We start from the raw sequence: 13786 nt of genomic DNA, 5'->3' as shown, positions 1-13786 counted from the left end.
GGCCGTGTTCATACAAACACGGCCCGCGGAAAATCAGAATTGTTTTTCTTTAGTCTTCGAGAAGCTTTTGAAGCAACACACCGTTGAGCATAGCGCGCTTAATCATAGCAAAAGCTCCCATCGTAGGATGTTTATCGATCTGTGATGCTACAATAGGCAGGCCGCTATGGAAAGTCGTTAAGGATTGATTCTCTACATTACGCTTAATTGCAGGGAAAACAATCTCTTGTGCCTTGGTAATATCACCAGCAATGATAACTTTCTGAGGGTTAAATAAGTTAATCGTCATCGCGATAGCCTTACCTAACTGGTTTCCTACTCGAACTAAGCTTTGCTTCGCTAGCTCATCACCATTAATTGCGTGGTCACAAACGTCTTGAATCGTAATATGTTCAAGCTCTGTTAAAGAAGACTCATAGCCTTGCTTAATCAGCTTCTGCACTCGTTCAACGATAGCTGGGTTTGCCGCTACGGTTTCAAGACAGCCGAAGTTGCCACATTGGCATTGCTCGCCTAGCGGATCAATTTGGATATGACCGATTTCACCGACGTTACGGTTGTGACCTAGGAAAACCTGACCATTAACGATAATACCTGCACCTGTACCACGGTGAACACTGACTAAAATAGAATCTTGGCTGTCTTTACTTGCACCGAAGTAGTGTTCAGCAAGCGCCATTCCTCGAACGTCGTTACCAACAAAACAAGCAACATGGAATGTATCGCGAATAATGTCGCTTAAAGCGAGGTTATCGATGTCTGTGTTTGGCATGTATTCAACGACACCTGTCGTTGGGTTAACCAAGCCTGGAAGAGTCACGCCAATAGCAATCAGTTGATCAATCTTTGGTTGGTGTTCAGCTATGAAAGCTTTCAAATTATTAACCAAGCCTTGGGTAAGGTCTGATTGGTCTGAATAATTGAGGTCTTGCTGTTGGAAAGCTAATTCACGACCACCTAGGTCATGAAGGCTTATTTGAATGTAGTCTCGCCCCAAACGCACAGCGACAGAATGAAAAGGTTCTACTTCTGTGGTTAGGGAGATAGCGCGTCTACCGCCAGTAGACGCTTGCTGTGCAACCTCTTTAATAAGGCCGCGCTCTAAAAGTTGGCGGGTAATTTTTGTAACACTTGCCGGTGCGAGTTGGCTTACATCAGCCACTTGTATACGACTGATAGGCCCTTGTTGGTCTATCAGTCGGTATACCGCCGCACTGTTTAGTTGTTTAACTAAGTCTACGTTACCTATTTGTCCGCCATTCATACTTAATTGTGCTCGTATTGTCCATTAACAACAGTCGCTTTAACGTTAAAGTCTCGGTCAAATACAGCTAGGTTTGCAACCATGCCTTTTTTGATTCGACCTAGCTTGCTTTCTACACCGATAGCCGTAGCTGGGTATAGCGTAGCCATGCGAAGAGCTTCGTCTAAAGCGATACCAGCGTGCTCAACCGTATTCTGAACTGCTTCAATCATAGTCAGAGCTGAGCCGCCCAGTGTGCCGTTTTCATCAACACACTTACCATCACGGTAATATACTTTCTTACCGACAAAAATAAAGTATTCCATGTCAGCACCTGCAGGAGCTGTGGCATCCGTCACTAATACCAACTTTTCTCCCTTGATTTTATGCGCAATTCTGATGTTTGCGTAATCAACGTGGAAACCGTCCGCAATGATACCAGCGTAAACCTCGGGAGTGTCGTAAATCGCGCCTACAACGCCAGGCTCACGGCCGACCATTGGCGTCATTGCATTGAATAGGTGCGTTGCGAACGTGATGCCAGATTCGAAACCTTGGCGTGCTTCTGCGTAAGTTGCATTGGTGTGGCCGATAGAAACGACAACGCCAGCTTCATGTAGGCGTTCGATGTGTTCTGGATCGTTAAGCTCTGGTGCCAATGTTACTTTTGCAACAAGGTCACTGTTCTCACAGATAAGCTCAATCATTTCGCTGTCAGACTTACGAATGTGATCGACACTGTGGATGCCTTTTTTTGCAACGTTTAGGTACGGGCCTTCAAGGTGCAGACCTAAAGATTGGTTCTGGTATTGGTTGTGATATTCACGAGCTGCCGTAATAACCGCACGCATATCTTCGTCTGAAGAGGTGATAAGCGTTGGTAAGAAGCTAGTACAGCCAGATTTCAGATTTGCTTTGTGCATGATCTGCATGGTTTCTGCCGTGATCTCATCGTTAAGCATTACACCGCCACAGCCATTCAGTTGTAGGTCAATGAAACCTGGGCTTAGGTTTGCTCCGTCTAGGTCGCGAACCTCGATGCCTTCAGGCAATTCAGAGATAGGGCAGACTTTTTTGATCAGTTCGTTTTCAATTACAACAGCATGATCGGTTAGAACATCACTACCAGTGTAAATTTTACAGTTACTTAGCGCGTACATAGTCAGCTAATCCTTATTTCGTGAGATCTTTTAAATTCGTTCGTTACCTAAATGCGGACTTAGTTTGCGAGCATCATTTACGTAACGATTTATCTTTTGTGGGCAAACGGCTTCAAAATGGGAAGCGTATTAAGTTGTTGAAAAATATATGAACAATTGATCGTTATTATACATTTAGGTTCATTGTTGATGATTATTCACAGGGCTCTATAAACCCGGAGGTACCATCTTTTTGCCTAATGATTAGATTTGGATTTTATCTATAAATGTTCATTTTTTTGAATGATAAAATAAGTTTTATGATCTCGCTAGCAAAAACCTCTGTATTTGGTAAAAACTGGTGATTAGGATCACAAATGGTAAGGTTTTAATTTGCGGAGCAAAATTAATTGAATACACTGAATAGGACTAAATTGAGCGACTAAAATAAGTTTCTCAAACGAATTCTAAAAAATCCTATAGGGGGAAACAACTGGTGAATATTCTAGGATATGCACAGAAGCTTGGTAAGGCGTTAATGCTACCAATCGCAACGCTTCCGATTGCGGCGCTTCTTTTACGTTTAGGTCAAGGCGATCTACTTGATATTCCATTCATGGCGCAAGCTGGTGGTGCTATCTTCGGTAACCTACCATTGCTCTTTGGTCTAGGTATCGCGATTGGTCTTTCTAAAGACGGTAACGGCGCAGCGGGTCTTGCTGGTGCAGTTGCTTACTTCGTACTAACTGCTACAGCAACGACAATTAACGCAGACGTTAACATGTCATTCTTCGGCGGTATCTTCGCAGGTATCATTGCAGGTCACTCTTACAACGCTTTCCACGCGACACGTCTTCCAGAATGGTTGGCTTTCTTCGCGGGTAAACGTTTAGTACCTATCATGGCCGGTCTATTTGCGCTTGTTGCAGGTGCTGTGTCTGGTGTGGTTTGGCCTGGTGTTCAATCTGGTCTAGACGCACTTGCTCATGCAGTATCAACGTCTGGCGCTATCGGTCAATTCGTTTACGGTACTCTTAACCGTGCACTTATCCCTGTAGGTCTACACCACGTATTGAACTCATACTTCTGGTTCGGTATGGGTACATGTCAAGAAATCATCGTTGCTGGTCAAGGCGCATTCGCTAACATCACTCAACTTTGTGTTGACCCTGCACTAGCTAAAACTCTAGTTGTTGGTCAAGAGCACACATTCACATTCGCTAACTCTGTAACTCCAGAAATCACTACTGTAGTTAAAGAAGTGACTGAAACTGTTAAATCTGGCGACCTACACCGTTTCTTCGGTGGCGATAAAGGCGCTGGCGTATTCATGAACGGTTTCTTCCCAGTAATGATGTTCGGTCTACCAGGTGCTGCTCTTGCAATGTACCTAGCTGCTCCTGCTGAAAAACGTAGCCAAGTTGGTGGCGCACTATTCTCGGTTGCATTCTGTTCATTCCTAACAGGTATCACAGAGCCGCTAGAGTTCATGTTCGTATTCCTAGCTCCTGCTCTATACGCAATGCACGCTGTATTTACAGGTCTGTCTCTAGTAGTGGCTAACATGTTTGGTACTCTGCATGGTTTCGGTTTCTCTGCTGGTCTTATCGACTTCGTATTGAACTGGGGTCTAGCAACTAAACCATTCGTACTACTACTAATCGGTCTTGGTTTCGGTGCTCTATACTTCTTCACTTTCTCTTTCGCAATTCGCGCTTTCAACTTGAAATCGCCAGGTCGTGAAGATGATGACGAAGCTGCTGCAGCTCCTGCTGGTGATGCACCAAAGGGCGACCTTGCACGTCAATACCTGAAAGCTCTAGGTGGTCACGACAACCTAACTTCAATCGACGCTTGTATTACTCGTCTACGTCTAACTCTTAAAGACCGCTCTGTTGCAGATGAAGTTGTTCTTAAGAAACTAGGTGCTAAAGGTGTGGTTAAACTAGGTGAAAACAACCTACAGGTTATCCTAGGCCCACTAGCTGAAATCGTAGCTGGCGAAATGAAGGCTATCGGCGCAGGCGAAGACCTATCTGATGTAAAACTTCCATAGTAAAGGAAGTACTTAATTAAGACGTAAAGTTACTCTTAAGTAAGTGTCAAATTGAAAGCCTCCCGCATGGGAGGCTTTTTTGTGCCTGCTGTTTAAGACCGACGAACACGGTTCGTTCTATTCTTCATCGAATAGCAGAAATAATCGTAATTAACGGACGGTTCTTATTGTGCAAAGGCAAAGAATTGTGGATGATTAGCAACAATGATCTTTCTATCTTTGACTGGCGCTATAAGCGACCGTTTATTTGGAGACGAAAGATAACTTTCTCTGACAATACTAAATACATAGAGGTGCTATAGATGAGTGAAGCTGAGGCTCGTCCATCGAATTTCATTCGCCAAATTATTGATAAAGATTTAGCGGATGGTACACACAGTAGCGTGCATACTCGTTTCCCGCCGGAGCCAAATGGTTACCTGCACATTGGTCACGCTAAATCTATTTGCTTGAACTTTGGTATTGCTCAGGACTACCAGGGACAATGTAATCTTCGTTTCGATGATACAAACCCTGAAAAAGAAGACGTTGAATACGTTGAGTCAATTAAGAATGATGTAAGCTGGTTAGGCTTCGAATGGTCTGGTGATATTTGTTACTCATCAAACTACTTCGATACGCTTTATGCTTATGCTGTGGAATTAATTAATAAAGGCTTAGCGTACGTTGACGAGCTAAGTCCTGACCAAATCCGTGAGTACCGTGGCACGTTAAAAGAGCCTGGTAAAGCGAGCCCATACCGTGACCGCAGCCCTGAAGAGAACCTAGCGCTATTTGAAAAAATGCGTGACGGTGGCTTTGAAGAAGGCAAAGCGTGTCTACGTGCTAAGATCGACATGAGCTCGTCATTTATGGTAATGCGCGATCCTGTTATCTATCGTGTTCGTTTTGCTCACCACCATCAAACGGGTGACAAGTGGTGCATTTACCCAATGTACGACTTTACTCACTGTATCTCTGATGCGCTAGAAGGTATTACGCACTCTATCTGTACTCTTGAGTTCCAAGACAACCGTCGTCTGTACGACTGGGTTCTAGATAACATTACGATCGATTGCCAACCTCGTCAGTACGAGTTTAGCCGTCTGAATCTTGAATACACAGTGATGTCTAAGCGTAAACTAAACCAACTTGTGGTTGAAAACCTCGTTCAAGGTTGGGATGATCCACGTATGCCGACTATCTCTGGCTTACGTCGTCGTGGTTTCACTTCTGCGTCTATTCGTGAGTTCTGTAAACGTATCGGTGTGACTAAGCAAGAGAACATGATTGAATTCGGTTCACTTGAGTCTTGTATCCGTGATGACTTGAACGAAAATGCACCTCGTGCAATGGCCGTTCTCGATCCAGTTAAGATCGTGATTGAAAACTACGAAGTAGACGCAGTAGAAACGCTAACCGTTGCTAACCACCCGAACAAGCCTGAAATGGGCACTCGTGAAGTACCATTTACTCGTGAAGTTTGGATTGAGCGTGATGACTTCCGTGAAGAAGCAAACAAGAAATACAAGCGTTTGGTTCTAGGTAAAGAAGTTCGTCTACGCGGAGCTTACGTGATCAAAGCTGAACGTATCGAAAAAGATGCGGAAGGTAACATTACGACTATCTTCTGTTCTTACGACAACGAAACACTGGGTAAGAACCCTGCTGATGGCCGTAAAGTGAAAGGTGTTATCCACTGGGTATCTGCTGATAAAGCACTACCTGCTGAGATTCGTCTTTACGATCGTCTATTCACTGTGGCAAATCCAGCTGCAGCTGATGACTTCGCAGCAACGCTTAACCCTGAGTCGCTTGTTACGCTAAACGGTTTTGTTGAGCCTAGCCTAGCGGAAGGTGCAGCTGAGCAAGCGTACCAGTTTGAACGTACAGGTTACTTCTGTGTGGATTCGAAAGATTCTAAAGCAGATGCACTAGTCTTCAACCGCACGGTTGGTCTGCGCGATACTTGGGGTAAAACTGAAGCTTAATGCTTGAGTGCTTAGCTTGTTAAAAGCAATCTAATAAAAACCGGCCTAGAGCCGGTTTTTTTGTGTCGAATAATGCGTGGATCTAAAGAACAATCTAGCGGACTTTCAGCCCTATATAAAAAACGCCGGCCTAAGCCAGCGTTCTGTGTTACTTCTTCGCTTTATGCGCGTCTGGATTGCCTTTGCAATCTCCGCTAATACTTTTGCCGTACAAGTACAAACTGTGGTTTGTCAGTTGCACGTTGTAACGCTGAGCAACTTCTTTCTGTCTTTCTTCGATGATGTCATCAGAGAATTCGATCACTTCTCCACAATCTAAACAAACAAGGTGGTCATGGTGGTGCTGTGTAGAAAGTTCAAATACAGACTTGCCGCCTTCGAAGTGGTGACGAGTTACAATGCCAGCGTCATCGAACTGGTTAAGTACTCGATAAACGGTTGCAAGACCGATTTCTTCACCTAGGTCGATCAGCTTCTTATATAAATCTTCAGCACTAATATGTTGGCAGTCTGGCTGTTGTAATACTTCTAAAATTTTGAGCCGTGGAAGGGTCACTTTAAGACCTGCATCTTTTAGCGCTTGATTATTGTCTGACATATACTTTCCTGTTGATGATCTGCAGCAATTAACAGAATTCAATATTAATACCATTATAGTTTAGTCAGGCATAACAATAAACCACGAACTTCAAAGGGTTACTTACTGACGTCACAATCTGTTTTGTAAATTGGAAGTATCTCACTTATAGTGGAGGTACGACCAGTCAAGGTGACGGTGTTTCTGATATGAACATGGAATGTTGTTATGAATAAGCAACTCGCAAGAATATATAAACCCAACATTGTTAAATTTGCTCTTAATATTTGGCCTCCCTTTTGGGGGGCGGGTATTAGGATAGCCCACATTAGCGCTGACTTTAGGGTTGTTAAGACGGTACTTAAGCTACGCTGGTGGAATAAGAACGCCAATCGTACTCAATATGGCGGCAGTATCTTTTCTCTTACCGATCCAGTTTACTCATTGATGTTAATGGGAATTTTAGGTGAGAGATATTATGTTTGGGATAAAGAGGCGAGTATTAACTTCATCAAGCCGGGGCAATCCGACTTATACGCAGACTTTGAGATAAGCCAAGGGCAACTTGACGATATCTATCGTCAGACACAGCTTGGTGAAAAGTGTTTTCCTGAATTTATTATCCACGTGAAAGATAAACAGGGTAATGTGGTTTCAGAAATTCAACGCACCCTCTATGTAAGAAAAAAGCCCCAGTTTAGAGATGATGATGAAGCATTAGAAGCTGAGTGCTAATTAATAGACTTTAAATAGCAAAAAACCTCCCATAAGGAGGTTTTTTCATATCTATACAATGGTTATTAATTGTAACAATTAACAACCATTAGAGAATTAGTCTTCTAGCTCTGCCAGGCACATCTCTTCGTGGATTTGTTTAACCCAGTTAGATACGCGCTCATCAGTTAGCTCAGGTTGGCGGTCTTCATCGATACATAGACCAACAAATTGGCTGTCATCGCCTTCAACTAAACCTTTCGATGCTTCGAACTCGTAGCCTTCAGTTGATGTGTGACCTAGGATAGTACCGCCTTTCGCTTCAACGATGTCACGGATAGTACCCATAGCATCACAGAAGTATTCTGCGTAATCTTCTTGGTCGCCACAACCAAAGATAGCAACAAGCTTAGTTGAGAAATCAATAGCTTCTAGCTCAGGGAAGAAGTCATCCCAATCACATTGTGCTTCGCCGTAGTACCACGTAGGGATACCAAGCAGCAGTAGATCGAAGTTATCGATATCTTCTTTGCTGCTTTTTGCAATGTCTTGAACGTGAACGAGCTGTTTGCTCAATTGCTTTTGAATCATCTTAGCAACAGCTTCAGTGTTACCTGTATCGCTACCAAAGAAGAGACCTACACTTGCCATAGAATCATTACCTTTCATTTTGTCTGTTGTCGGTGTAATAAAGTCCGGAAGGGAATCGTTAGATCCCGGTTCCTTCCCAGCTTAGTTGGATTATCCCTTTGGCGATAAAACCTGCACAGCCAAGGAAAAGTACTAACCACACAATGCGACGACCAAATGGAGGAACATTTCCTTGCTTGAGAACGTCCTTAATTGCCATACCGATTAAAAAGAAAATCGCGGCAAATAGGAGATCTAAACCAACAGATTCAATGATGTTCATGTAGTCGTAAAGCATGGGAACCTTATATACCAATTTTGCTTGGGCGCACTATATCACTGTTGCGAGATAAAGTTAATGTGCAGTGATTACTCAACTCTCATTTATCTGCATGAAAAAGCGCACTTAAGCGATGAATTTTCGAATTGCTCTAAGTACTTCAGCTGGTTTCTCTGCATGTAACCAGTGGCCAGTGTTGGCAATGACATGCGCTTTGGCGTTAGAAAATTGCTGCTGAACGGTTACTTGATGCTCGGTGGTGAGGTAATCAGAGTCCCCACCTTTTATTAGCAAGGTTTTGACCGAGGTTTTCTCGATCGGTTCCCAACCAATAATGTGTGGGTAGTTGTTCAGTAACGAAGCGACGTTGAAGCGCCATTCCATAATGCCTTGTTCTGACTTGAACAGTGATTTAGTTAAGAACTGGCGAACACCGTCTATTTCAATATGCTTTGCGAGTACTTTGAGTGCTTCTGAGCGAGACTCCGGCTTTTCTTCTATCACGGCTTGAAGGCCCGCGAATACGTTGTCGTGGCGACTTTGAGTGTACGCGACCGGCGCCATGTCCAAGACAATCAACTTTTGCAGTGCAAGATGCTGTGTCAGTGCCATTGCTACTTTGCCACCCATCGAGTGACCGATCACAGTGACGTCTTCTAACTTAAGATCATTCAGTAGTTGAGCGACATCTTGTGCCATCGCTTGATAATCATGAGTATCACTGTGGAAGGATTGTCCGTGGTTACGAAGATCGATACTCAGTACCCGATGATCGACTTTTAGATCCCTGGCCAGCAAGCCTAGGTTGTCCAGATTACCGAATAATCCATGGATCAAAACTATGGTGTGACCCTCACCTTCGATTTTATAGTTGAGCTGTACTGACATTTTTATCTTATTCATGGTGGGTTTGACGTAGAGTATCCGCGCGGATCTCGCTATAATCCCCCTGAGTTTAAACATTGAGATTGTGAAAAGCGAATGAAAACAATTGAGGTTGATGAGGACCTATACCGTTTTATTGCGGGTCAGACAGAACGTATTGGCGAAAGCGCTTCAGATATTCTGCGCCGCTTGTTACAGGTTGATAGCCAAGGCATGGCTCCGATCGAAGAGATCGTAGAGCCGAAAGGTATCGTTGTTAGCAAAGAGGTAGGCTTTACTCCAGAGAAGTTCGATGGCGTTAAAGAAATGCGCTCACTACTAATATCAGATGAGTTTGCGTCACTAAAGAAAGCCATTGATCGTTTCATGCTTGTGTTATCTACACTGCATAAAATCGACCCTTTAAGCTTTTCAGAAGCAACTCAAGTAAAAGGCCGCAAGCGAGTTTACTTTGCAGATAACGAAGCAACGTTACTAGCAAACGGCAACACGACTAAGCCTAAAGCTATTCCACAAAGTCCTTTTTGGGTTATTACTAATAACAATACAAGCCGAAAAAGACAGATGGTTGAGCAGCTGATGAGCCGCATGAATTTCCAAGCAGAATTGATAGAAAAAGTAACAGGTTCAATTTAACGAAATCTGATTTAAACCTCATAATATCCATGGATAAGAAGATATTATGAGGTTTTTTTGTTTTTAAATTTTATATATAAGGATGTCGAAAAATGGCTATGCACCCTCGTGCTGGGCAAAAAGCTCAGCAGGAAGATCTTCATAATATTCCGGCTTTAGTGGCTAACTATTTCTTACAGCAACCGGATGCTACCAACCCAGATCACAAAGTACTGTTCGGTACTTCAGGTCACCGTGGTACAGCAGACAAATCAACATTTAACGAAAACCACATTTTAGCGATTGCACAAGCGGTTGCTGAAGTTCGTGCCGAGCAAGGTACAACGGGTCCTCTTTTCTTGGGTAAAGATACCCACGCTCTATCTGAGCCTGCGTTTTCTACCGTTATCGAAGTGCTTGTAGCGAACGGTGTTGAAGTTATTATTCAAGAAAACAATGGCTTTACTCCAACACCTGGTATCTCGCACGCGATTCTTACGCACAACCTAGTGAATGACAAAAAAGCTGACGGCATTGTTATCACGCCTTCGCATAATCCACCTCAAGACGGTGGTATTAAATACAACCCAACACACGGTGGTCCGGCTGAAGCTGAATTGACTCAAGCAATTGAAGATCGTGCAAACGTGATTATTGCTGAGCAAATGCAAGGCGTTAAGCGCACTCCTATTGCACAAGCTAAACAGTCTGAGCTTGTGAAAGAAGTGGATCTGGTTGCGCCATACGTTGCTGATTTGGTTAACGTGGTTGATATGGAAGCGATCCAGAAAGCGAACATCAAAATTGGTGTAGATCCTCTGGGTGGCAGCGGTATCGATTACTGGCGTCAAATTGGTAAAGCGTACAACCTAGATCTTACTTTAGTAAGTGAAGCGGTTGACCCTTCTTTCCAATTCATGTCTCTAGATAAAGATGGCGTGGTTCGTATGGACTGTTCTTCACCATACGCGATGGCTGGCTTACTGGCTCTTAAAGACGAGTATGCACTGGCGTTTGGTAACGACCCTGATTACGATCGCCACGGCATTGTTACGCCAAAAGGCCTAATGAATCCAAACCACTTCCTAGCAGTTTGTATCGACTACCTATACCGCAACCGCGAAGGTTGGGGTAAAGACGTTGCTGTTGGTAAAACACTAGTATCAAGTGCATTGATCGACCGTGTTGTAGCAGATTTAGGTCGCGAACTTTGCGAAGTACCAGTTGGTTTCAAATGGTTCGTTGATGGCTTGTACAACGGTCAGTTTGGTTTCGGTGGCGAAGAGAGTGCGGGTGCTTCTTTCTTACGTAAAGACGGTACTCCTTGGTCAACAGATAAAGATGGTCTAATTCTTTGCCTATTGGCGGCAGAGATCACTGCGGTGACAGGTAAGAACCCACAAGAGTACTACGAAGAGCTAGCTGCAAAACACGGCGAATCTAAGTACAACCGTATTCAAGCGGTAGCAAATGGCGCACAAAAAGACGTGCTGAAGAAGCTGTCTCCAGAGATGGTTTCTGCTGAAACACTCGCTGGTGATACGATTACTGCTCGCTTAACACATGCACCAGGTAATGGTGCTGCGATTGGTGGCCTGAAAGTGACAACTGAAAACGGTTGGTTTGCAGCTCGTCCATCAGGCACGGAAGACATCTACAAGATCTACTGTGAAAGCTTTAAAGGTGAAGAGCACCTAAAAGCAATTGAAGCAGAAGCTCAAGAGATTGTTAACCAAGTATTTGCAGCCGCTGGCCTATAATCCAATACGATTCATAGCGTTATCAAGCAAATAGTAGAAGGGTTGATGTGAAAGCATCAGCCCTTTTTATTTGTCTGTAAGTGGCTAAGACTAAGTCAACTCAATGGTTGAATGGATTAGCCGTGTGGCCAACTTTGTGGCATCACAAACCAGAACTGCCCGGACTTTGTCTGCCCATGAATGAAGCGGTCACCAAATTCGCTGATAGGTTCGTCGTTGAAATCATCCGCCCCTGCAGCCCATTGCTCTTTGGTGAGAGGGTAGAGTGCTTCAGTGATTAAGTGAGCCTGATTTTGATAGCACCAAAATCCGTTTACTTGGCTCGGATTAATATAGTAGCCCAAGCATTCAATAGGTATGTTTTGTTCTAGGAATGGGTTGGTATAGAGGCGACCTTGCATGAGGAGGTGTTTTGAGTCGACATCGATCTCTGGATACTGATCAATAAAAGCGGCCGAAGATGACATTCCGAGCTGGTGGCTGAGCATTCTATCGAGCTTCTTGTCTAATTGGTCATGAGAATTTGGACCAAACCATGTTTGCTCGTGAAGGAGGTAAAATTTAATTGCCACTTCCCAGTGTTCTAATTTTTGGCTACTTGTGTCTTCAAGGATAAAGTCGATTGCGCCGAGTGTTCTTCCCTCAACATTGATCTGAATTTCATCGTGCTTGATTGAATAATTATCCGAAGTGGTGATGACTTGTTCACATAGGTGTTGGTAGAGGAAGCCTAACCTAGGGTTACCATCATAAGTGTGGGCGTCATCGAGCTTTTGGTGATTTGAGAACACAGTGAGATCAGAAATGGGCGGCTTGATTTCTAGTAGTGGTGGTGAGCTAATCACCCATTGGTAAAAGCGTTGCAGTTCGGTCATCGGTTCCTCGTAAACTTCAGTCATCTGTTCTCTAGAAACAGAGTGGAAGGGCTTTCGACATTCTACCCGTAAATTGATATAACGACGTTATTATAAAGGTAAGCTGGAAATAAAAATGAATAACTTACAATTAGAAAAGCTACTTAACGAAAAACTGCAGCCACAGCAGATTAAAGATTACTGTCCAAACGGTCTTCAAGTAGAAGGTACTGCTGAGGTAAAGCGTATTGTTACTGGTGTAACGGCTTCACAAGCTTTGATCAATAAAGCCGTTGAGCTAAAGGCTGACGCTTTGTTAGTTCATCATGGTTTCTTTTGGAAAGGTGAGCCGGAACCGATTCGTGGTATGAAAGGTAAGCGTATTCGTACGTTGATCAAAAATGATATCAACCTATTGGGCTACCACCTTCCTCTCGATATTCATCCTGAGCTGGGTAACAACGCGAAATTAGCAGAGTTACTTGAGATCGATGTTGAAGGTGGTTTGGAAGGGCACCCTCAGTCAGTTGCTATGTTTGGTAGATTGAAGGCACCAATGACAGGAGCTGAGTTTTCAGCAAAAATTGATCAAGTGTTGAATCGTAAGCCGTTACATATTGCCCCGGAGAACGCCGATAAAATGATTGAAACAGTAGGTTGGTGTACTGGCGGTGGCCAAGATTACATTGAGCTTGCAGCTTCTCAAGGTATAGATGCATTTATCTCTGGTGAAATCTCAGAGCGCACTACCTACTCAGCACGTGAACAAGACATTCATTACTTTGCTGCGGGTCACCACGCAACAGAGCGCTACGGTGTGAAGGCGCTAGGTGATTGGTTAGTGGAAGAGCATGGTTTGGATGTTGAATTTATCGATATCGATAATCCAGTTTAAAAACAGATTCGAGATGAGGGATGCGTGTAGAGAGTGCCCCTTAAACCTTGGGGGAACTTCGTAAGTTATTCTATACGCTTCGTGGGATCCCCAACTCGCTAGTCCCTCGCTCTTGGATATGACGAGCAACTATAAATTTGTATCCGTCGATGTGATGCGCGCCAGTCA

At 43.8% G+C, this 13786-nt stretch carries 13 protein-coding genes; 6 read left to right on the top strand and 7 right to left on the bottom strand.

The window, feature by feature from the left end:
• Positions 1-49 precede the first annotated feature (49 nt).
• A complete protein-coding gene (gene nagC, locus OCV56_RS11730) occupies positions 50-1264 on the bottom strand; it encodes a DNA-binding transcriptional regulator NagC (protein WP_017062194.1) in 1215 nt (404 codons plus the stop codon).
• Positions 1265-1266: 2 nt separating this feature from the next.
• The gene (gene nagA / locus OCV56_RS11725; protein WP_086716119.1) at positions 1267-2403 is read right to left on the bottom strand and encodes an N-acetylglucosamine-6-phosphate deacetylase; all 1137 of its coding nucleotides are present in this window, start codon (positions 2401-2403) and stop codon (positions 1267-1269) included.
• A 517-nt stretch (positions 2404-2920) separates the two neighbouring features.
• Between nagA and nagE the strand changes: the two genes are divergently transcribed.
• Positions 2921-4438: an N-acetylglucosamine-specific PTS transporter subunit IIBC gene (nagE, locus tag OCV56_RS11720; RefSeq protein WP_228761202.1), complete on the top strand. Its 1518-nt coding sequence runs from the start codon at positions 2921-2923 to the stop codon at positions 4436-4438.
• A gap of 302 nt (positions 4439-4740) precedes the next feature.
• Entirely contained in the window at positions 4741-6408 is a 1668-nt protein-coding gene (gene glnS, locus OCV56_RS11715) for a glutamine--tRNA ligase (RefSeq protein ID WP_086716123.1), read from the top strand.
• A 148-nt stretch (positions 6409-6556) separates the two neighbouring features.
• Here the strand turns inward: glnS and fcrX are convergent, their stop codons facing one another.
• Entirely contained in the window at positions 6557-7006 is a 450-nt protein-coding gene (gene fcrX, locus OCV56_RS11710) for a ferric iron uptake transcriptional regulator FcrX (protein ID WP_086716125.1), read from the bottom strand.
• Between the two features lie 207 nt (positions 7007-7213).
• Here fcrX and OCV56_RS11705 point away from each other — a divergent pair, with 207 nt between their 5' ends.
• Entirely contained in the window at positions 7214-7720 is a 507-nt protein-coding gene (locus OCV56_RS11705) for a DUF4442 domain-containing protein (RefSeq protein ID WP_086716128.1), read from the top strand.
• A gap of 96 nt (positions 7721-7816) precedes the next feature.
• On the opposite strand, the gene fldA is transcribed toward OCV56_RS11705, so the two are convergent.
• The 3 genes from fldA to OCV56_RS11690 form a co-directional block, all read right to left on the bottom strand.
• Positions 7817-8350, bottom strand: coding sequence for a flavodoxin FldA (fldA, locus tag OCV56_RS11700; RefSeq protein WP_010436745.1), 534 nt, complete (start codon positions 8348-8350; stop codon positions 7817-7819).
• A 58-nt stretch (positions 8351-8408) separates the two neighbouring features.
• A complete protein-coding gene (locus OCV56_RS11695) occupies positions 8409-8627 on the bottom strand; it encodes a DUF2788 domain-containing protein (protein ID WP_004737900.1) in 219 nt (72 codons plus the stop codon).
• Between the two features lie 108 nt (positions 8628-8735).
• Positions 8736-9497 (bottom strand): alpha/beta fold hydrolase, encoded by a 762-nt coding sequence (locus OCV56_RS11690; RefSeq protein ID WP_086716130.1) that lies wholly within the window; start codon positions 9495-9497, stop codon positions 8736-8738.
• Positions 9498-9590: 93 nt separating this feature from the next.
• Here OCV56_RS11690 and seqA point away from each other — a divergent pair, with 93 nt between their 5' ends.
• Together seqA and pgm are read left to right on the top strand one after the other, a co-directional pair.
• A complete protein-coding gene (gene seqA, locus OCV56_RS11685; RefSeq protein WP_017061953.1) occupies positions 9591-10130 on the top strand; it encodes a replication initiation negative regulator SeqA in 540 nt (179 codons plus the stop codon).
• Between the two features lie 92 nt (positions 10131-10222).
• Entirely contained in the window at positions 10223-11869 is a 1647-nt protein-coding gene (pgm, locus tag OCV56_RS11680) for a phosphoglucomutase (alpha-D-glucose-1,6-bisphosphate-dependent) (RefSeq protein WP_048617853.1), read from the top strand.
• Between the two features lie 116 nt (positions 11870-11985).
• Here pgm and OCV56_RS11675 read toward each other — a convergent pair whose 3' ends face one another.
• On the bottom strand, positions 11986-12744 hold the full coding sequence (locus OCV56_RS11675; RefSeq protein WP_086716139.1) for a DUF1853 family protein: 759 nt from the start codon (positions 12742-12744) through the stop codon (positions 11986-11988).
• Between the two features lie 115 nt (positions 12745-12859).
• Between OCV56_RS11675 and OCV56_RS11670 the strand changes: the two genes are divergently transcribed.
• Positions 12860-13618 carry a Nif3-like dinuclear metal center hexameric protein gene (locus OCV56_RS11670; RefSeq protein WP_086716133.1) on the top strand — a complete coding sequence of 253 codons (759 nt, stop codon included), beginning with the start codon at positions 12860-12862 and terminating at the stop codon, positions 13616-13618.
• Positions 13619-13786: the final 168 nt, after the last annotated feature.

Origin of the sequence: Vibrio gigantis (assembly GCF_024347515.1) — a bacterium.
Lineage (GTDB): Bacteria > Pseudomonadota > Gammaproteobacteria > Enterobacterales > Vibrionaceae > Vibrio > Vibrio gigantis.
The sequence above is the reverse complement of the archived record's forward strand: the minus strand, read 5'-3'. Positions and strand labels throughout refer to the sequence as shown.